Raw genomic sequence first — 20,438 nt, 5'->3', positions numbered from 1 at the left:
AGGCTAATATTTCATCCATTTAAACAATTCTCTCCAAGTTGGTTTCTTTCCATACATTAAAATCCCGACTCTGTATATTTTTGAAGCAAACCAAACGACCAAGAAGAAAGTAGAAAACAACAATACAATTGATAAAACCAGTTGCCAAATTGGAACGCCAAACGGAATTCGCATTAACATCACGATTGGTGAAGTTAATGGAATGATGGAAAAAACAGTCGCTACTGTTCCGTGTGGATCATTCAACACCGTAAAGAAACCAATATAGACCCCTAAAACCAAAGGCATAATTATAGGTAACAAAAATTGTTGTGAATCGGTTTCATTATCAACAGCAGCACCAATTGCAGCATAAAATGAACTGTATAAAAAGTAACCTCCAATAAAATATAATACAAATGAAACCAATAAAGTTCCTATTGGTAAGGTTAAAAATTCTTTGATGTAGAGTTGCATTTTTGAACCCATTTCCGCTTGACCGGCTTCAATCATTCCGGCATCAAGTGCGGGAGTGGCTCCCATTTGAACACCAAAATAAGTAGAAATTCCAAAAAACAAAATAAACCCGATTATGGCCCAAATTAAAAATTGTAAAATTCCGGCTAAAGAAGTACCAATGATTTTGCCCATCATCAATTGAAAGGGTTTCACTGAAGAAATAATAATTTCAATAATTCGATTGGTTTTCTCTTCAATGACGCTTCGCATTACTAAATTTCCATAAATTATAATGAACATCATAATCAAATAGCCAAACGCTCCTCCAATGGCAATTTTTATTTCGTTTAAACCTTTTACAGTTTCTTCACCGGAAGATTTTGCTAAATTGACACTGACTTTTGAAACTGAATTTTTAATAGCTAAAGTATCTAAACCGGCAACGATGTAATTTTGCTCAGTGATTTTTTTTCCAATTAAACTTTCAATAGTTCCAATGAAATTCATACTCGGACTTTCATTAGAAATGTACTGAATTTTTGATTCATAATCACGTAAACTAGCTACTTTAGGAAAGTATAACAATCCTTCATATTTTGTATTTAAGATGCTGTCTTTTACAAATTGCAAATCAATTGCTGATAAATCATGATAGGAATAAGCATCCGAATTTTTAAAGACTGAAATGAAATTTCCACTTTCATCATGTATGGCAATTTTTTTGGTATCGGCTTTCATTGAAGCCAAATAACCAACTAAAGCAGCAATAGCAACAAACAGTAACGGACTTAAAAAAGTCATCACTATAAATGATTTGTTGCGAACTTTTGCAATAAATTCTCTTTTAATAATTAATGAAACTACACTCATAATTTGATTCTGTATTGAAAATTATTGACTTACTGATTTAATAAAAATGTCATTTACACTTGGAATATTTTCTTCAAAATGGGTAACTTGACCTTTTTGAAGTAATAACTGAAGGAGCTCATTTGGTGAACTTTCTCCCAAGGAAACTTCAAACTTTAAATCATCGTTTAACGATTTAAAATTAGTTTGAGCAATTGTATATTTTTGAGTCAATTGAACCATTAAACCTTCTACATCTTGAGTTAAAATTCCAACTTTATAGGTGTTTGTTCGAAACTGTCTTTTTACATCAGATAATTTACCTTCAATTAATTTATTTGATTGATGAAGTAATGCAATATGGTCACAAAGCTCTTCAACACTTTCCATTCTATGGGTTGAAAAAATTATGGTTGCTCCATTTTTTTGTAATTCTAAAATTTCATCTTTGATAATGTTGGCATTCACGGGATCAAATCCTGAAAAAGGTTCATCAAAAATTAATAATTTAGGTTTGTGTAAAACGGTAACAACAAACTGCACTTTTTGTGCCATCCCTTTTGAAAGTTCTTCAATTTTTTTGTCCCACCAACCTTCAATTTCTAATTTTTGAAACCAATAATCCAATTGAATTTTGGCTTCTTTTTTACTTAAACCTTTCAATTGAGCCAAATACAACGCTTGTTCACCAACTTTCATTGATTTATATAAACCGCGTTCTTCCGGCATATAACCTATGTGAGCAATGTGATCGGGTTTTAATTTTTCACCATCAAGAAATACACTACCACTATCGGGCATTGTAATTTGATTGATAATACGAATTAACGAAGTTTTTCCGGCTCCATTTGGACCTAAAAGTCCATAAATACTTCCTGTTGGAACACTTAAAGACACTTTGTTTAAAGCCGTAAAATTTCCATATTGCTTAACTAAATCATTTATTTGAAGAATTGTACTCATAGATTTTTATAAAAACGTAAATATAGCCAATTGGTAGTGGTTTTAGAAATTTGTTACAAAAAAAACCCACCCTTATAGTTACACAAGGATGGGAAAAATTGCTATGAAAAAGAATATACTAGTTGCCTAGTATGATTCAAATGTAAAAAAATTTTATAAACTATGAAAACATATCTTTAACTTTTTCAAAAAAAGATTTATCTGATTTCTCAGGGTTAGGAATAAAGTTTTCGTTAGTAAGCATTTTTTCAAAAAATTCCTTTTGTTCTCTGTCTAATTTCTTGGGTGTCCAGACATTAATATGAACCAATAAGTCGCCATTTCCATAGGAATTTATGTTAGGAATTCCTTTTCCTTTTAGACGTAAGATTTTACCTGATTGTATACCTTCATCCAGCTTTATTCTAAGTTTTCCGCCAATGGCTTCAATGTCTTTTGAAACTCCTAAAGCGGCTTCTGCAACACTTATATATAAATCATAATGAAGGTTTTCACCTTCGCGTTTTAAAAACTCATGTTCTACTTCTTCAATAGCTACAATCAAATCACCCGGAATTCCATTTCCCGGTGCATCATTTCCTTTTCCGGAAACTTTCAATTGCATGCCATCAACAACACCTGCAGGAATTTTGATAGAAACGGTTTCATCTTCTAAAATCATACCTTGGGCATCGGCATTATTTGGTTTGGAACTAATAGATTGGCCCGCACCACCACAAGTTGGACAAGTTGTTGCCGTTTGCATTCTTCCCAAAATGGTATTTGTAACTCGCAAAACCTGACCGGAACCATTACAAGTTCCACAAGTTTTATAGCTCACGCCTGCAGCTTGAACCTTGCGTTTTACTTTAACCTTTTTCTCTACACCATTGGCAATTTCCTCCAAAGTAAGTTTCACTTTTATACGAAGATTGCTCCCTTTCATTCTGCGTTGACCTCCGCCACCGCCAAATCCTCCAAAACCACCAAATCCTCCGCCACCAAAAATGTCGCCAAATTGACTGAAGATGTCATCCATATTCATTCCGCCACCGCCACCAAAACCGCCATTTCCATCAAAAGCAGCATGACCATATTGATCATACTTGGCTTTTTTATTTGGGTCGCTCAATACTTCATAAGCTTCAGCAGCTTTTTTGAAGTTTTCTTCTGCTTCCTTATTTCCGGGGTTTTTGTCGGGGTGAAATTCGATTGCTTTCTTGCGATAGGCTTTCTTAATTTCTTCGGCAGTAGCATTTTTTGAAATGCCTAATATTTCGTAAAAATCTTTTTTCATAAACTTTTAATTTCCAATTATAACTTTTGGAAAGCGGATTATTTTATCGCCTAACTTGTATCCTTTTTCTATTACATCCACAATTTTACCTTTCAAATCAGCCGATGGAGCCGGAATTTGTGTGATTGCTTCTGCAAAATCTGCATTAAAATCATCCCCTGGATTTATTTCTACTTGCTCTAATCCTTTTGAAACTAAAGTGTTTTTTAGCTTTTCATGAATTAAGTTGACACCGGTAATCAAATTCTCATCGTCAGTTTTAGAAATTTCAATCATTGCTCGGTCAAAATCATCTAAAATAGGAAGCATCGCTTGTAAAACTTCTTGATTTGCTGTTTTAAATAAATCAATTCGCTCTTTGGATGTACGCTTTTTGTAATTTTCAAACTCAGCAAATAAACGTAAAAATTTATCCTTTTCTTTTGCTAAATCCTCTTCTAACTTTTCTTCATTGGATATCTCAACAGTTGGAGCTTCTGCATTTTCTTGATTCTGCTCTATTGTTGCTTCATTTTCAATGATTTCCTTTTCTATATTTTCTGTAGACTCCTGGTTCATATTCTTAAAAAATTTTTTGAACATTTATTGTTTGATTTTGGATTGCAAAAGTACTGCCATTTGTTTAAAAATGTCAAATTGTCAGCAAAATATTGTGATTTTTTAATTATAAAATTTTCTGAATTACAATAATTCCACTTTTGTAAAAAGTCCATTTTCTATTGTTCAAATAAATTTTAGTATAAATTTAAGAAGGATTTGTTTGAAAGAATTTAATTTTGACTCAACAAAAAATCAAATACATTATGAAAAAATCTTTATTAATTTTCGCTTTCGTTGGTGGATTACTAACATTAAATTCTTGTAAAAACGACAAAACTGAAGCCGGTGACGCTCAAGAAGTTGCAACAACTTCAGATGACTCTAAAGGTTATGTTGTGGATACTGCAAACTCTACAATAGAATGGGTTGGGTCAAAACCAACAGGAAATCACAATGGAACTATTGCAATTTCTGCGGGTGAGGTTTATTTAAACAACGGTAAAGTTGAAAGTGGTAAATTTACGATTGATATGACTTCAATTACTGTTTTAGATTTAGCAGCCGGAGATGGTAAAGAGGATTTAGAAGGCCATTTAAAAGGTTTAGGAAAGCCAGAAGATGCTGATCATTTTTTCAACACAAATAAATATCCTGAAGGGGTGTTCGAAATTACTTCTGTAAATACAGTTGACGGACAAACTACAATTGAAGGTAATTTAACGCTTAAAGAAATTACAAAAAGTGTAAAATTCCCTGCAACTTTAGCTCTTGATGGTGATAGTTTAATGTTAACTACAGAAACATTTACAATTAACAGAACAGATTGGAATGTAAATTATGGTTCAAAATCTATCTTTGATAACTTAGGAGATAAATTCATAAACGATGCTATCGAATTGAAAATTTCGGTTAAAGCTTCAAAATAATTTTTACTCATCTTACTAGAAACTAAAAACGCTGAATTTTCATCAGCGTTTTTTTTTACTATTTTGAATACTTACCTTGGGTTCAAAGCGGTATCTATTTTTGAAACTAAATCTGCTAAATGAAATTTACTTAATCTGTCAGTGGATGAAGCTGCACCTAATTTCAGCTGGTTTTTCAATTCTGTTAATTGTCCTCTGGCAATTGATGGAATGTCAGTTTCACTATATTTTACTGGTCTTCTGTTCAATCCCATTGCGGTTTTCTTTCCATCGTTATCTAAAGCTTCAATAAGATTGTTTACAAACAGTTTTTGAAGATTTCTTCGATAAACATCAATTGGAGCATTGATTCGTAATTCAGAAAAAACACCTTTTCTGATGTCACTAAATAATTCATCTACCGTATAATTCTTTTTATTAAGTGAAGAAGTTTCAATCAAACGAATCAAACGATCACCTGAAAACAAACTGTTCAAAGTTCCGCCTTGTAATGATTTCATGGCTTCAACACCACTTTCAGGTTTGATTTTGTTTAAAATATTTTGATCTAATAACCAAACCGGTGTTTTAAATAATTGTTCGTTCAAAAACGCAACAGCTTCTTTTTGAATACTTGACGGCACAACTTCATACAAATCACCTTCCATATCTGCAGTTTTTGGATCTTCATAAATACCACCTACATTTTTGGTAACATGACCCATATAACGTCTAAATTGTCCGGTAAGTGAATTATAAAGTCCGTCAAGTTCTGAATAATCTTCACCGTCTTCCTTACTCCAAGTAATTAATTGAGGTAAAATTCTTTTCAGATTTTTTATTCCATATTCCGAAGCTTTCATAGCATTATCACCCAAATCTTCGGTTTGAAATCTAGGATCAAAAGGACTGGTTTCTGTACCAAAATGTAAGCGTTTATCTTTGTAAGCTTCTTTTGTCATGGTGTTTAACAATGCTTTTTCTTCCTTTTCATCTTTGGCATCCGGAAAATACGCATAACCCCATCTGATGGCCCATTTATCATAATCACCAATTTTTGGAAACAAATCAGTCACACCATCTTCTGGCTGTGCCACATAATTAAATCGAGCATAATCCATGATGGATGACGTGTGTCCAAATTGTTTTTGGAATTCTTTATCACGCAACATTTCAACCGGAGTGGCATGACTGGCTCCCATATTATGACGCAAACCTAAAGTGTGACCAACTTCGTGAGCGGCAACAAATCGAATCAGTTCTCCCATCAACTTATCATTGAATTTAATGGTTCGAGCTTGAGGATCAACTGCTGCTGTTTGAATCAAATACCAATCCCGCAACAAACTCATAATATTGTGGTACCAACCGATATGACTTTCTAAAATTTCTCCAGTTCTTGGATCATGAACATTTGGTCCGTAAGCATTTTGAATATCGGCTGCAAAATATCTTAAAACTGAAAAACGAGCATCTTCCAAACTCATCGTTGGATCATTTTCAGGCCAATATTCGCCACGAATGGCATTTTTCCATCCGGCGAATTCAAAAGCTTCTTGCCAATCATCAATACCTGCTTTTATATAAGGTTTCCATTTATCAGGAGTGGCAGGATCTATATAATATACCAAAGGTTTTTTTGGTTCAATTAATTCGCCTCTTTTTTGTTTTTCTGCATCTTCGTCATTTTTTGGTTCTAAACGCCAACGAACAGCAAAAACATCTCTTTCTGCCTTTAATGAGTTTTCTTCAAAAACACTATAACCGTTTGCAAAATAACCAACTCGCTTGTCAAAAGCTCTTTTTCTCATCGGTTTCTGTGGTAATAAAATCAGGGAAGTATTCAACTCAAAAGTAACAACACCAGCATCTAATCCCGATGGGAAATTAGTACCAATTCTTGGAGTTGGTGTAGGTGTAATTTGTGGTGGTTTTGTAGAAAAGGTTTTTACAGAACGAATTTCGGTATTAACCGGAAATGATTTCATTGTTTGTATGAACGATTTATCTTTTTGAAAAGCAGTAATGTTTAACAGTTGCTTTCTAATAGGATCCAAAGAAAAGGCCTGTAAATCGGCATCAAAAAGAGGGGTTACATCAAACACATAGCCTTTGATGTTTTTTCCATCTTTGTTATAAGCCATTACATCAAAATTACCAATAATTGGATCGGCACTTGAGTTTTCTACTGCTTTCGTTATTGGAGAATCTTCGTTTGGAGTAGTAATAACATAGGTTACGGAGCGTAATAAGATATTATCTCCAATACCTTTTTCAAACTTAATAACTTGTCTGTTCACTTCTTCTCCACCAAATATTCCACCTCCTGCCGGAGTTTTTGAATATCTTGTAATTGACATTATTTCTTTTCCAAGCAAAGAATCAGCAACTTCAAAAAGATATTTGTCGCCTACTTTATGGACATCAATTAATCCTTTTTGAGTAATAGCAGTGGAATCAATTACTTTATTATAAGGCTTGGGTTTCTTAACATCCGGTTTTTTAGCATCTGCCGGAGTGGTGGTAGTTGTGGTGGTAGTTTTTTTTGAATCTTTTTTCTTTCTTTGAGCCAAAGCATCGGTTGTTGAAAAAAGAAATAATAATGTTGAAACAAAAAATAGTCTTTTTAACATAGTTGATAGATTAGTTATAATCTTCAAATATATTTTAAAATTTCAACTTATTGATTTTGATTGAAAAAATTAGCAATTGTTTAGGATTAACTGCTCCTAAAATTGCAATCAAAATTTTATTTTCGCAATAAATTAGAAAGTGCAGGTGCTACTTCTTGAAATTGAAATTGAAAATTTTTATCTACTATTTTTTGGGAACTAACCAATTGACTTGAAAAAAGCAGCTCATGCATTTCGCCTAAAATCAATTTCATAACCAATTTAGGAACAGGAGGAAAAAACAATGGCTTTTGTAGAACAGTAGCAATTGTTTTTACTAAAACTTTATTAGAAACCGGATTTGGAGCTACAGCGTTGTAAACTTCGTCGAGTTGATTTTGTGTGGCAAAATAAAATAGGTTGGCTAGATCTTTTATATGAATCCATGATTGCATTTGCATTCCCGAACCAAAATGAGAACCTAATCCTAACTTGATAGGTTTTATCATTTCTGATAAAGCTCCTCCTTTATCAGACAAAACTAAACCAATTCTTAATTTACAAACTTTTAAATGTAATAGACTGAATTTATCAACACTCTCCTCCCATTTCAACACTACATTGGCCAAAAAATCGTCACCTAATTGTTTTGAATCTTCAGTATATAATGTGGTCAAACTATTTTGATAAATTCCAATTGCAGAAGCCGAAACTATTTGTTTTACTTGATTTGGATGTTGTTTTAAGGCTTTAAATAATAAATTAGAGGTATCAATTCTGCTTTCAATAATTTCTTGTTTGTAAGCGTTTGTCCATCTTTTTGATACAGTAGCTCCGGCTAAATGGATGATGGACTCTACTCCAAACAAACATTTTTCATCCAAAATACCTTGCTTCGGATCCCAATAAAAACCTTTATAGTTGGGTTGATCTACTATCTTCGATTTGGAAGTTGTTAAATAATGTACCGTTTCTCCATTTTGTAATAACAATGAAACAATTTCATTTCCAATTAATCCCGTTGCACCTGTTACTAATAGTGTCATTTTGTTATTTTTCTACAAAATTAAAGGCTAAAGCTTCAAAAGAAAAGTTAATTGGGAATTGTTTAATTTCTTTTTCCTCAGTGAATTACTTAATACGAATGCTCCATTCAAAATTCATTTCAGAAACTTGATCCCCTTTTTCATCTACTCCTATTGATTTCATCCAAAAGGTTTGACCTTCACCTGTAGCAATGGTTCGTTGAATCGCTTCATCTATTAAATGACCATCGTTACAAGTAAAAGTAATTCTTCCAGTAGCTTTTTTGGTAAAATTACCTTTATTGTTTGCCACTAACATCGAAATATTTTTGCCGCTTTTCTTAATTTGTAACATCACCAAAGCTCCGGTTGTAAGTTCGGCAGCCATTGCTTGAACTGCAAAATACATTGATTTAAAAGGGTTTTGATTGAACCATCTGTGTTTCACGGTGACAACACAATGACTTCTATCTATGACCTTTACACGAACTCCACACCAAAAAGCGGAAGGTAATTTAAAAAATAAAAAAGTATTTAGTTTTCGGGCTGTAAACTGCATGAATAGTGAATTTTGAGTAAAAATAGCATTAATTTATGAAATAACAATATGTTAATTTTATGTTAAATATTAGTACTATGCGTAACACAATACCTTCTTTTAGACATATATTTGTATAAGATATTATTATATACTTTTAATTATGACAACACAAAACGAAAAAAACACCGCTGTAGCTATTCATTTAAGTTCATTAGCTAAATATTTAATTCCGTTTGCGGGAATTATTGTTCCAATAATAATTTGGCAGAGCAAAAAAAATGAATCGCAATTTGTAGATGAGAATGGCAAATCGGTTATAAACTTTAATTTAAGTTTATTAGTCTACAGTATTATTATTGCCATAATCTTTGGAATCTTTTTCATTGATTCAATTGTGGAGTTAATCCATTATGAAGATCAAGGAATAGATGTAACGCCGGTCAAATTAATTACTGTTGCCATTATCACAGGATTAGTTCTGATAGTTTGGTCAATAACCGAGTTTATTTTGATTTTAATTGGGACTATTAAAGCTGGAAATGGCGAAGTTTATAAATACCCAATAACTATCCCTTTTTTAAAATAAAAAATTCATCAATCATCAATCATCAATCATCAATTTGTCATAATTAATTAAGGAGTGACAATCATCAATCAAAAAAACGAATAGTAACTAAAAATTTAAACATGAATTATGAACATTGAAAACACAAAAGCCCAGATGCGAAAAGGGGTTTTAGAGTTTTGCATTCTTTCAGTTCTCAAAGAAAAAGAAGCCTATACATCTGAAATATTAGACACCCTTAAAGAAGCAAAATTGTTAGTGGTAGAAGGCACGGTATATCCGCTTCTGACCCGATTAAAAAACGACGGATTACTCAACTATCGTTGGGAAGAATCAACCTCAGGACCGCCAAGAAAATATTACGGTCTTACAGAAATAGGAAAACAATTTTTAACAGAATTGAACACCACTTGGAGTGAATTGTCAAATGCTGTAAACACAATAACCATTCAAAACTAACAGTCATGAACAAAACAGTTAATATAAATTTAGGCGGTCTCTTTTTTCATATAGACGAAGACGCTTTTCAAAAAATAAGTCGTTATTTCGATGCCATCAAGCGTTCTTTATCCAATGCAAGTGGTCAGGACGAGATAATGAAAGACATTGAAGTACGAATCTCTGAAATTTTTACCGAAAATAAAAAATCAGATAAAAATGTAATCACCATTAAAGATGTTGATGCCATGATAGCCATTATGGGTCAGCCGGAAGACTATAGATTAGAAGAAGAAAATGGTGAGCCAACGCAATCATTCGCTTCATCAAAAACATCAAAAAAATTATATCGTGATATTGACAAAAACATTTTAGGTGGTGTTGCTGCCGGATTTGGTCATTATTTAGGTGTTGATGCTTTGTGGTTGCGATTAGCCTTAATATTGTTGCTATTTGCTAGTGCAGGAACTATGATTTTTGTTTACATTTTACTTTGGGTTTTAATTCCAAAAGCTATTACTACAGTTGAAAAATTAGAAATGACCGGAGAACCGGCTAATCTTTCAAACATCGAAAAAAAAGTTCGTGAAGAATTTGCCTCGTTTTCAGAAAAAGTAGAAAATGCAGATTATGAAAAAATGGGAAACCAAGTTAAATCTGGTGCCGAAGAAATTGGCTCAACAATTGGCAAAATATTTTTAGCCATTTTTAATGTATTTGCTAAGTTTTTAGGTGCTTTAATTGTAATTGTATCCATATCAACTTTAGCAGGTTTAATTGTTAGTGTTTTCATTGGAACCATTTTCGGACAACCTTGGCAGGAATATGTGAATGCTGTTATTACAAGCGAAGTTCCGGTTTGGGTTTTAGGTTTGATTTGCTTTTTTGCCATAGGAATTCCGTTTTTCTTTTTGCTGATTTTAGGTTTAAAGCTTTTAATTACAAACATGAAATCTATTGGTAATATTGCAAAATACAGCTTGTTAGCCATATGGATTATTGCAATTGCATTATTAATAACCTTTGGAGTTCGTCAAGCCTCAGAAAGTGCTTTTGATGCAAATAGTACACAAAAAGAGTTTTTTGAAATGAATCAAAGTGACACCTTGTTTGTGAAATTTCAAAACAATGAAAATTTCACCAGCTCTGTTTCAAGAAAATATGATTTTACATTTGTGGAAGATGAAAATGGCGAAGAAAAAATGTTTTCAAACAACGTGCGTTTTCAAATCAATCACACGTCAGAAAGCAAACCGTATTACATCATTGATAAAAAAGCTGATGGGAATTCATTGAGCAATGCAAAAAAACGTGCAGAAAAAATAGATTATAAGCTACTATTTGAAAATAATACCTTAATTTTAAACAACTATTTTTTCACTGACATCAAACAAAAATACAGAGATCAGCGTGTTACCGTTAGATTGTATATTCCTGACGGCTACTACATTAAACCGGATCAAACCTTGAACACTAGTATCGAATGGTACGGTAGCGATATGAACTTCGAAAATGGATTTGATAACAAAACCTATTTTGTAAAAGATAAAAAATTGAAATGTGTGAATTGCAAAGAAGAAGACCTATCAGAAGAAAATGATTCCACAACAACAACTGTAACAATTAACAAAAGTGGCATACAAATCGAAGAAGGAAACTCCAATGATTTTAAAGGATTACAAATAAATGAAGACGGTGTAATTATTAAAAACTAAGAAATTATGATAAAATTTATTCTGAATTTTGTAAAAATAGTTATTTCAGTTGTAGTAGCATTATTGGCCACTTCTTGTGAAATCAAAATTGATGGTTTACATTCTGTTAGTGGTAATAAAAATGTGATTACTTCAACCAGATCTACTTCTGAATCATTTACCAAAATTCAAGCAAGCAGAGGACTTGATGTAGAAATTTATCAAGGTAACGAAAACGCAATAACCATTGAAGCAGATGAAAATTTACATGAGTATATTAAAACTTCTGTTGAGAACGGAAAATTAAAAATTACAACCACAAAAAACATAAAAAGAGCTGAAGAAAAAAAAGTTAAAGTTACTTTTAAAGAATTAGAAGCAATCAGCACTTCGAGTGGCTCTTTTGTCGTAAGTAAAAACAACTTAATAGTCCCTACACTAGATTTAAAATCAAGTAGCGGAAGTGAAATTGATATTAAAGTAGAATCTGAAAACATAAGTTGTAAAGCCAGTAGCGGAAGTACTATCATCTTATCCGGAAAAGCTATAAATCTAGACGCTTCAACTTCAAGTGGTAGTGATATAAAAGCGAAAGAACTTTTAACAAACAACGTAATCACAACTGCGTCAAGTGGAAGCTCCATTCAAGTATATCCAATTTTGAGTTTAAATGCAAAAGCTTCAAGTGGCGGTTCAATTTTATATTATAAAGAACCCAATTCAATAATTAAAAAAGCAACTTCCGGAGGAAGTGTAAAATCTAAATAATCTAACTTATTAGAAAGCTTTTAATCGCAATCTTACAAACATCCTGACTAATAGTTGGGATGTTTTTTTTATATTTGTATTTAAATCCAATTCTAAAATGAATAAAAAGCTAATCCTACTGGCGTTCTTTTTTATTATTTCTTCAACCTACAGTCAAAAGAAGGAAAAAATAAAAGGTTCAAAAATAGTATCCATTGAACAAGTTGAAATTGGAGAATTCGACAATTTAGAAGTGTATGACAATTTAGAAGTTTTCTTAGTTAAAGGTAATAAGTGTGCTGTAGAAGTAGAAGCCGATGATAATTTACATGATGCTATTGAAGTAGATTTAAAAAACAACACCTTACGCTTACGAACTACAAAAGATATTTCAGGAGCAAAAAAAACCAGCCTACGAATTACATATACCGATAATTTTAAAATGGTAGTTTTGCGTGATAAAGTAAGTTTAACTGCTTTATCAGAAGTTAAAGTAAACGAAATGACATTCAAAAGTTATGATGATTCCAAATTGTTTTTAAATGCGGACATACCCAACTTTACATTAATCACCAATGATAAATCGAAAGTAGAATTAAATTTAAAATCACAAGATGCGGTTTTAGAATTCAATAAAAATTCCTCTGTAAAAGCATTGATTGCGTCAAACAAACTAAAATGTGATATGTATCAAAAATCATCAGTTGCAATTGAAGGTGATGTTGAAGACATAAAATTGCGATTAGATAACAATGCTAACTTTACAGGCAAAAATTTAGTCGCCAAAAATGCTTCATTAATTTTAGAAGGATCTTCAAAAAGCAGTCTCAATGTGGCAACTCGTTTAATTTTAGAAGCATCAGGAAAATCAGAATTTAACTTCTTTGGTGAAGGCAAATTGGAAGTAAAACGATTTAGCGATGAAGCCAGTATCAATAAAAAAATAAAATAAAAAATCCCGGCTTTGACCGGGATTTTTGTTACTCTTTACTTGCTAAATATCGTTCGGCATCCAATGCGGCCATACAACCGGTTCCGGCAGCTGTAATAGCTTGACGATAAACATGATCTGCGGCATCACCTGCAACAAATACACCTTCAACATTTGTCAAAGTTCTTCCCGGAACATTGAGAATATATCCCGTTTCATCTAGGTTTAAATAATCAGCAAAAATATCAGTATTTGGTTTATGACCAATAGCAACGAAAAATCCGGTAGCCGGAATTTCAGTTTCAATTCCGGTTGTTCTTTCTTTTACTAAAACAGAACTAACCACTTGTCCGTCTCCTTTAACCTCAACGGTTTCTGTATTTAATAAAATTTCAATGTTTTCGGTTTTGCGAACTCTGGCTTCCATTATTTTTGAGGCACGGAATTTTTCGCTTCTAACCAACATCGTAACTTTTCTGCAAAGTTTAGATAAGTAGTGAGCTTCTTCACAAGCCGAATCTCCTGCTCCAACAATTACAACTTCTTGATTTCTGTAGAAAAATCCGTCACAAACCGCACAAGCAGAAACACCACCACCCATTTGCAAATAATGCTGCTCCGATGGCAATCCTAAATATTTAGCTGAAGCTCCAGTAGAAATAATAACTGTTTCACAATGAATTTCTTTCGTGTCATTTACCCATACTTTGTGAATAGGACCTGAAAAATCTACTTTAGTGGCCCAGCCGTCACGAATATCCGTCCCAAAACGTTTGGCTTGTTCTTGCAATTGAACCATCATCTCCGGTCCGGTAACACCGTCAGGATACCCAGGAAAATTTTCTACTTCATTAGTTGTAGTCAATTGACCACCGGGTTGTGTTCCTTGATATAACACTGGAAACATATTGGCTCTCGCTGCATATATTGCAGCCGTATATCCCGCAGGACCGGAACCTATAATTAAACATTTTACTTTTTCTATTGTATCAGACATAATGCTAGTTTTCAAATTTGTGATGCAAATGTAACTTTTTAATAAAAATTATTTCTTAATTGTTGATTAGTTTTAATAATTTTCAAATAGAAGTATTTTATTTGAAAATTTGATTTGGTAAAACTAATTTTAGTTCTATATTTGCACCCTCTAAGAGAGAAAATTTATTTTCTTTTGCGGGGTGTAGCGTAGCCCGGTTATCGCGCCTGCTTTGGGAGCAGGAGGCCGCAGGTTCGAATCCTGCCACCCCGACCACCAAAATCCTTTCCATGCAAGTGGGAGGGATTTTTTGGTTTAAAGCCGTCAAGCTTGCTTGTAAGGATTGAAACCAAAAAAAAAAAAAACTCAGAGCGAAGCTCAAAGGATTTTGGTGAGCAACATTTCCTTAATTCAGGATCATGAAATAATCCTGCAACTCTTGCTTCAAAATCTTATGCTTTTCTTAATTAATTGATTTTCAATTTTAAAATTTGTAAATTGTAGTCAATTTTACAGCTATGAAAAAAGTAATTACGATTTTATCCATTCTTTTTGCAACACTACTTTTTGCACAAAGACCTTCCGGAATTCCCGGTGATACAGGAACTATATCCCTCAGTTCAAAAAGTGATGTCATCATTTATATTATTATTCCGATAGTAATTATAGTGCTCTATTTGGTATGGAAACGTACAAAAAAGAATGATAATTCATCCGAAAATTAAAAACCAAAAAAATTCCATCCTCCGTTTATAATTTCTATTTTTGTTGAACCTAAACAATCAATTTTACAAAATGCTAATCATCGGAATTGCAGGGGGAACAGGAAGTGGAAAAACTACAGTGGTTCACCAAATAATGAATGAACTTCCGGAAACTGAAGTTGGAATTATTTCACAAGATTCCTATTACAAGGAAACGCATAATTTAAGTTATGACGAACGTACAAAAATTAATTTTGACCATCCCAGAGCAATCGATTTTGACCTTTTGACAGAACATCTTAAAGAATTAAAAAAAGGAAATACGATAGAACAACCCGTTTATTCCTTTGTAACACACAATCGTACGGATGATACCATTGTGACACATCCAAGAAAAGTAATGATTGTTGAAGGAATTCTGATTTTAGCCAATTCCGAATTAAGAGACATGTTTGATATAAAAGTTTATGTTCATGCCGATTCTGACGAACGATTAATCCGCCGATTAAAACGAGACATTGCAGAACGTGGTAGAGATATGGATGAAGTGTTGAATCGATACCAAACAACGCTAAAACCAATGCACCAACAATTTATCGAGCCTACAAAAGCTTTTGCTGATATTATTATTCCAAATGACAAATACAATACCGTAGCCATTGACGTTGTTCGTGCTGTAATCAATCAACGAATTCTTTAATTATGAAATTTATCCAACGCTTAAAAGAGAAATACCCTTGGTTTCGATTCATTGGAAATCGATATGTATTAGCTCTCATTTTTTTTGCCGTATGGATGATTTTTTTAGACAATTATTCTTATTTGGAACATCGAATCTTAAACCGGGATTTGTATGAATTAGAAACCAATAAAAAATACTATCAAGAAGAAATTAAAAAAGACTGTTTAGAAATTAAACGCTTAAAAAATCTTGATTATATAGAAAAATATGCTCGCGAAAAATATTACATGAAGCGAGATAGTGAAGATGTTTACATTATAGAATTTGAAAAGAATTCTATAAAAGAGTAATGCCATAAAAAAAACAGCATGCAAAAAAAATTATTTTCAAGTTTCAATCCTGTTTCCGGCAAACAATGGAAACAACAAATTCAGTTTGAGTTAAAAGGAGCTGACTATAACGAAACGCTCGTTTGGGAAAGTCCGGAAGGCATTAAAGTGAAACCTTTTTATCATTTTGACGAAACGGAAATAAAACATGAAGTTCCAACTTCAAACGGGTTTTCAATCACACAAAACATCTATGTTTATGATGTAAAAAAATCAAATGAAAGAGCCTTAGATTCATTAAATCGAGGAGCAGAATCCATTCGTTTTACAATTGAAAATGAAGCGATTTCATTAGAGGAATTACTAAAAAATCTTCCTAAGGAAAAGGTTATTTATTATTTTAACTTGTTATTTCTTTCTGCTGATTTTTTGAAGAAAATAACAACTTTTGCCACTAAAAATCAATTCAAAATAATTGTTTTACAAGATACTGTGGGTCAATTAGCCAATGATGGCAACTGGTTTTCTTCGTTAGAAAAAGATTTTAGTGAATTGAAATTAATTTCGGATGTAGAAATTCCTTTTTTAAGTTGCAAAATGGATTTGTATCAAAATGCAGGAGCGAATATCGTTCAGCAATTGGCTTATTCGTTAGCTCATGTGAATGAATATTTCAATCGAATTGAAACTATAGCATCGCCAATTACTTTTGAAGTGGCAGTTGGCACAAATTATTTCTTTGAAATTGCAAAATTAAGAGCTTTGCGTTTGCTATTTAATTCGTTAGCCAAAGAATACAATCATGATTTTGAATGTCATATTATTGCCACTCCAACAAAACGAAACAAAACATTATACGATTACAATGTAAACATGCTTCGCACCACAACTGAATGCATGAGTGCGATTTTGGGTGGAGCCGATGCCATTTCCAATTTGGCTTATGATGCGATTTATCACAAAGACAATGAATTTGGTGATCGTATTGCACGTAACCAATTATTGATTTTAAAAAACGAAAGTTATTTTGACAAAGTAAGTAATCCATCTGATGGAGCCTACTACATTGAAACCCTAACCGAACAATTAGCTGAAAAAGCATTAGAATTGTTCAAAGATATTGAAGCGAATGGCGGATTGATCACCCAATTGATTGAAGGCACGATTCAACGAAAAATAAACGAAAGTGCTCAAAAAGAACAAGATTTATTTGATTCCGGAAAAGAAGTATTGTTAGGAACTAATAAATATCCCAACAAAAATGATAGAATGGCGAATGAATTAGAATTATTTCCTTTTGTGAAAAATAATCCCAGAAAAACATTGGTTACGCCGATTATTAAAAGAAGATTGGCAGAGAAATTGGAACAAGAACGACTGAAAGAAGAAAAAAATGGTTAAAAAAATAGTAATTTTTATTGGATTAATTTTTATAGTTTCATCAATGACATCTTGTGTTGAAGCCGTTAAAGAATCTCAAAAAATAATTAAAGAAAGTCAGAAACCGGAACTGATTGGAAAATTTTTTCCTATTGAAAGTCAAGGCATTAAACTTTTTCTTCCAAAAGAATTTAAAAGTCTTTCAAAAACAGATTATCTAAAGTTAATTGAAAAATCTGAAGATTCAACTGTAATAAGTTTTGAAAATAAAAGACTAAGAAATCTGTATTTATCCGGTCATGATATTTATTTATTTCAACACTTGGAGTCCGGATCAATATTAAGTTTGATACCAACAAAATATTTCAAATTCAACAAAGCTGATGCTCAAATGCTTCTAAACCAAATTAAATCAAATCATGACGAAATTAGTCATGCTACCGGATTAAGTTTTAAAAAACAAGAAGCACGATTTTTTGAAACTAGAGAAGCTCAAATTTTTAAAGCAATATATGTATTAAAAATGCCTGAAATAGAACAAGAATATTTTAAGCAAGTCTATTTTGTCAGTTTTAACAAAAAAAGTTTTGCCTTATCATTGGAAACAGGTTTCCCGGTTGATTTTGATCCTTTCTTAGAAAAAATACGCATTTTATGATGAAAAGAAAAAACATCCAACATATTAAATTAAAAGGTAGCATTCAGAAAGTAGAAAATTCAGAAAAAGATAATTTTCTAACGGCTGAAAGTATTGAATTAAAACCCTTCTATTCTAAAGATGAAATCAAAGAGTTAGAACATATTGAATTTGGTGCCGGATTTGCTCCAAATCTTCGTGGTCCTTATGCCACAATGTATGTTCGCAGACCTTGGACAGTTCGCCAATATGCCGGATTTTCCACTGCCGAAGAAAGTAATGCTTTTTACCGAAGAAATTTGGCTGCTGGTCAAAAAGGACTTTCAGTAGCGTTTGATTTAGCAACCCACAGAGGTTATGATTCCGATCACGAACGTGTCGTGGGTGATGTTGGAAAAGCAGGTGTTGCCATCGATTCGGTGGAAGACATGAAGATTTTGTTTGACCAAATTCCTCTAGACGAAATGTCGGTTTCGATGACAATGAATGGTGCGGTTTTACCGATTATGGCTTTTTATATTGTAGCAGCCGAAGAACAAGGTGTGGCTCCGCATTTACTTTCGGGAACTATTCAGAATGATATTTTGAAAGAGTTTATGGTGCGAAACACCTACATCTACCCGCCTACTCCTTCGATGAAAATTATTGCCGATATTTTTGAATATACGAGCAAAAATATGCCTAAATTCAATTCGATTTCGATTTCGGGTTATCATATGCAAGAAGCCGGAGCAACCGCAGATATTGAATTGGCTTATACCTTAGCCGATGGTTTAGAGTACATCCGAACCGGATTAGCAGCCGGAATGGACATTGACACTTTCGCTCCTCGCCTCTCTTTTTTCTGGGCAATTGGGATGAATCATTTTATGGAAATCGCTAAAATGCGTGCCGGAAGAATGCTATGGGCAAAATTGCTCAAACAATTCAATCCGAAAGATGAAAAATCATTGGCTTTGCGTACGCATTGTCAGACTTCGGGTTGGAGTTTAACCGAACAAGATCCGTTTAATAATGTGGCTCGAACGTGTATTGAAGCAGCCGCAGCTGCCTTTGGCGGAACACAATCGCTGCACACCAATGCCTTGGATGAAGCAATTGCATTACCCACCGATTTCTCTGCTCGAATTGCCCGAAATACACAAATCTTTTTGCAGGAAGAAACTAAAATTTGTAAAACGGTTGATCCTTGGGCAGGAAGTTATTATGTGGAAAGTTTGACAAATGAAATTGCTCAAAAAGCGTGGACTTTAATAGAAGAAGTAGAAGAATTAGGTGGAATGACTAAAGCCATTGAAGCCGGAATTCCGAAATTGCGAATTGAAGAAGCCGCAGCTCGAAAGCAAGCCAGAATTGACAGCGGACAAGACATTATTGTTGGCGTCAACAAATACCGTTTGGAGAAAGAAGATCCGTTGATGATTTTGGACGTGGATAATGAAATGGTTCGCAAACAACAATTGGAACGATTGGCTCAAATAAAAGCGTCTCGCGATACGGAAAAAGTAAAAGCCAGTTTGGCAAAATTGACGGAAGCTGCAAAATCAGGTCAGGAAAATTTAGTATCTTTAGCCGTAGAAGCAGCCCGAAACAGAGCAACTCTTGGCGAAATCAGTGATGCCTTAGAAGAAGTTTTCGGACGTTATAAAGCACAAATTAGAACCTTTAGCGGCGTGTATAGTAAAGAAATTAAAAATGACGAAAGCTTTGAAAAAGCGAAACAATTAGCCGATGCTTTTGCCAAAAAAGACGGTCGTCGTCCCCGCATTATGATTGCAAAAATGGGACAAGACGGTCACGATCGAGGAGCAAAAGTGGTCGCAACCGGTTATGCCGATGTTGGTTTTGATGTAGACATTGGCCCACTTTTTCAAACACCTGCCGAAGCTGCCAAACAAGCCGTTGAAAACGACGTACATATTTTAGGCGTCTCTTCCTTAGCTGCAGGACACAAAACCTTGGTGCCACAAGTGATTGAAGAACTTAAAAAATACGGTCGCGAAGACATTATGGTCATTGTAGGCGGCGTAATTCCCGCACAAGATTACCAATTTTTGTTTGATGCCGGAGCGGTTGCCGTTTTTGGCCCTGGAACGAAAATTAGTGAAGCAGCGATTAGTATTTTGGAGGTTTTACTTGAAGATTAGTTAATATCTTATAATATACTAAAAAAACACTAACTGAGAGGTTGGTGTTTTTTTTATAT

20 protein-coding genes and 1 tRNA gene are annotated in these 20,438 nt (G+C 33.3%); 13 read left to right on the top strand and 8 right to left on the bottom strand.

The window, feature by feature from the left end:
* Window positions 1-3 precede the first annotated feature (3 nt).
* The 4 genes from IEV15_RS01980 to IEV15_RS01965 form a co-directional block, all read right to left on the bottom strand.
* Window positions 4-1,308, bottom strand: coding sequence for an ABC transporter permease (locus tag IEV15_RS01980; protein ID WP_188360813.1), 1,305 nt, complete (start codon window positions 1,306-1,308; stop codon window positions 4-6).
* Between the two features lie 21 nt (window positions 1,309-1,329).
* Entirely contained in the window at window positions 1,330-2,250 is a 921-nt protein-coding gene (locus IEV15_RS01975; RefSeq protein ID WP_188360812.1) for an ABC transporter ATP-binding protein, read from the bottom strand.
* 160 nt (window positions 2,251-2,410) lie between these two features.
* Window positions 2,411-3,526, bottom strand: a complete 1,116-nt coding sequence (gene dnaJ / locus IEV15_RS01970) for a molecular chaperone DnaJ (protein ID WP_188360811.1) — start codon at window positions 3,524-3,526, stop codon at window positions 2,411-2,413.
* 6 nt (window positions 3,527-3,532) lie between these two features.
* On the bottom strand, window positions 3,533-4,084 hold the full coding sequence (locus tag IEV15_RS01965; RefSeq protein WP_373282133.1) for a nucleotide exchange factor GrpE: 552 nt from the start codon (window positions 4,082-4,084) through the stop codon (window positions 3,533-3,535).
* A gap of 245 nt (window positions 4,085-4,329) precedes the next feature.
* On the opposite strand from IEV15_RS01965, the gene IEV15_RS01960 reads away from it, so the two are divergent.
* On the top strand, window positions 4,330-4,992 hold the full coding sequence (locus IEV15_RS01960; RefSeq protein ID WP_188360809.1) for a YceI family protein: 663 nt from the start codon (window positions 4,330-4,332) through the stop codon (window positions 4,990-4,992).
* A gap of 71 nt (window positions 4,993-5,063) precedes the next feature.
* On the opposite strand, the gene IEV15_RS01955 is transcribed toward IEV15_RS01960, so the two are convergent.
* The 3 genes from IEV15_RS01955 to IEV15_RS01945 form a co-directional block, all read right to left on the bottom strand.
* On the bottom strand, window positions 5,064-7,604 hold the full coding sequence (locus IEV15_RS01955) for a zinc-dependent metalloprotease (RefSeq protein ID WP_188360808.1): 2,541 nt from the start codon (window positions 7,602-7,604) through the stop codon (window positions 5,064-5,066).
* A gap of 116 nt (window positions 7,605-7,720) precedes the next feature.
* Window positions 7,721-8,629: a TIGR01777 family oxidoreductase gene (locus IEV15_RS01950; protein WP_188360807.1), complete on the bottom strand. Its 909-nt coding sequence runs from the start codon at window positions 8,627-8,629 to the stop codon at window positions 7,721-7,723.
* Between the two features lie 85 nt (window positions 8,630-8,714).
* Window positions 8,715-9,167, bottom strand: a complete 453-nt coding sequence (locus IEV15_RS01945; RefSeq protein ID WP_188360806.1) for a DUF4442 domain-containing protein — start codon at window positions 9,165-9,167, stop codon at window positions 8,715-8,717.
* Window positions 9,168-9,309: 142 nt separating this feature from the next.
* Here IEV15_RS01945 and IEV15_RS01940 point away from each other — a divergent pair, with 142 nt between their 5' ends.
* From IEV15_RS01940 to IEV15_RS01920, 5 genes are all read left to right on the top strand, one after another.
* Window positions 9,310-9,735, top strand: a complete 426-nt coding sequence (locus IEV15_RS01940) for a DUF4870 domain-containing protein (RefSeq protein ID WP_188360805.1) — start codon at window positions 9,310-9,312, stop codon at window positions 9,733-9,735.
* A 108-nt stretch (window positions 9,736-9,843) separates the two neighbouring features.
* Window positions 9,844-10,173 carry a PadR family transcriptional regulator gene (locus IEV15_RS01935; RefSeq protein ID WP_188360804.1) on the top strand — a complete coding sequence of 110 codons (330 nt, stop codon included), beginning with the start codon at window positions 9,844-9,846 and terminating at the stop codon, window positions 10,171-10,173.
* A 5-nt stretch (window positions 10,174-10,178) separates the two neighbouring features.
* A complete protein-coding gene (locus IEV15_RS01930) occupies window positions 10,179-11,867 on the top strand; it encodes a PspC domain-containing protein (RefSeq protein WP_188360803.1) in 1,689 nt (562 codons plus the stop codon).
* Window positions 11,868-11,873: 6 nt separating this feature from the next.
* Window positions 11,874-12,614: a head GIN domain-containing protein gene (locus IEV15_RS01925; protein ID WP_188360802.1), complete on the top strand. Its 741-nt coding sequence runs from the start codon at window positions 11,874-11,876 to the stop codon at window positions 12,612-12,614.
* 97 nt (window positions 12,615-12,711) lie between these two features.
* Entirely contained in the window at window positions 12,712-13,545 is an 834-nt protein-coding gene (locus IEV15_RS01920) for a GIN domain-containing protein (protein ID WP_188360801.1), read from the top strand.
* A 28-nt stretch (window positions 13,546-13,573) separates the two neighbouring features.
* Here IEV15_RS01920 and trxB read toward each other — a convergent pair whose 3' ends face one another.
* Window positions 13,574-14,521, bottom strand: a complete 948-nt coding sequence (gene trxB / locus IEV15_RS01915) for a thioredoxin-disulfide reductase (RefSeq protein ID WP_188360800.1) — start codon at window positions 14,519-14,521, stop codon at window positions 13,574-13,576.
* Window positions 14,522-14,698: 177 nt separating this feature from the next.
* Here trxB and IEV15_RS01910 point away from each other — a divergent pair.
* The 7 genes from IEV15_RS01910 to scpA all read left to right on the top strand — a co-directional run bounded on the left by IEV15_RS01910 (window position 14,699) and on the right by scpA (window position 20,379).
* Window positions 14,699-14,776, top strand: a tRNA-Pro gene (locus tag IEV15_RS01910).
* A gap of 242 nt (window positions 14,777-15,018) precedes the next feature.
* Window positions 15,019-15,225 carry an adenylosuccinate synthetase gene (locus tag IEV15_RS01905; protein ID WP_229734073.1) on the top strand — a complete coding sequence of 69 codons (207 nt, stop codon included), beginning with the start codon at window positions 15,019-15,021 and terminating at the stop codon, window positions 15,223-15,225.
* Window positions 15,226-15,295: 70 nt separating this feature from the next.
* Window positions 15,296-15,904, top strand: a complete 609-nt coding sequence (gene udk / locus IEV15_RS01900) for a uridine kinase (protein ID WP_188360799.1) — start codon at window positions 15,296-15,298, stop codon at window positions 15,902-15,904.
* A 2-nt stretch (window positions 15,905-15,906) separates the two neighbouring features.
* On the top strand, window positions 15,907-16,236 hold the full coding sequence (locus tag IEV15_RS01895) for an FtsB family cell division protein (RefSeq protein WP_188360798.1): 330 nt from the start codon (window positions 15,907-15,909) through the stop codon (window positions 16,234-16,236).
* Between the two features lie 18 nt (window positions 16,237-16,254).
* Window positions 16,255-17,616, top strand: coding sequence for a methylmalonyl-CoA mutase subunit beta (locus IEV15_RS01890; RefSeq protein WP_188360797.1), 1,362 nt, complete (start codon window positions 16,255-16,257; stop codon window positions 17,614-17,616).
* Complete coding sequence (locus tag IEV15_RS01885) at window positions 17,609-18,253, top strand: hypothetical protein (RefSeq protein ID WP_188360796.1); 645 nt, start codon at window positions 17,609-17,611, stop codon at window positions 18,251-18,253. Before IEV15_RS01890 ends, IEV15_RS01885 begins: the two co-directional genes overlap by 8 nt.
* Window positions 18,253-20,379, top strand: coding sequence for a methylmalonyl-CoA mutase (scpA, locus tag IEV15_RS01880; protein WP_188360926.1), 2,127 nt, complete (start codon window positions 18,253-18,255; stop codon window positions 20,377-20,379). Before IEV15_RS01885 ends, scpA begins: the two co-directional genes overlap by 1 nt.
* Window positions 20,380-20,438 lie beyond the last annotated feature (59 nt).

The sequence above is a fragment of the Flavobacterium orientale genome, from assembly GCF_014638005.1.
GTDB classification, from domain to species: Bacteria; Bacteroidota; Bacteroidia; order Flavobacteriales; family Flavobacteriaceae; genus Flavobacterium; species Flavobacterium orientale.
Note: the sequence above shows the minus strand (reverse complement) of the source record. Positions and strands in the feature narration are given on the sequence as shown.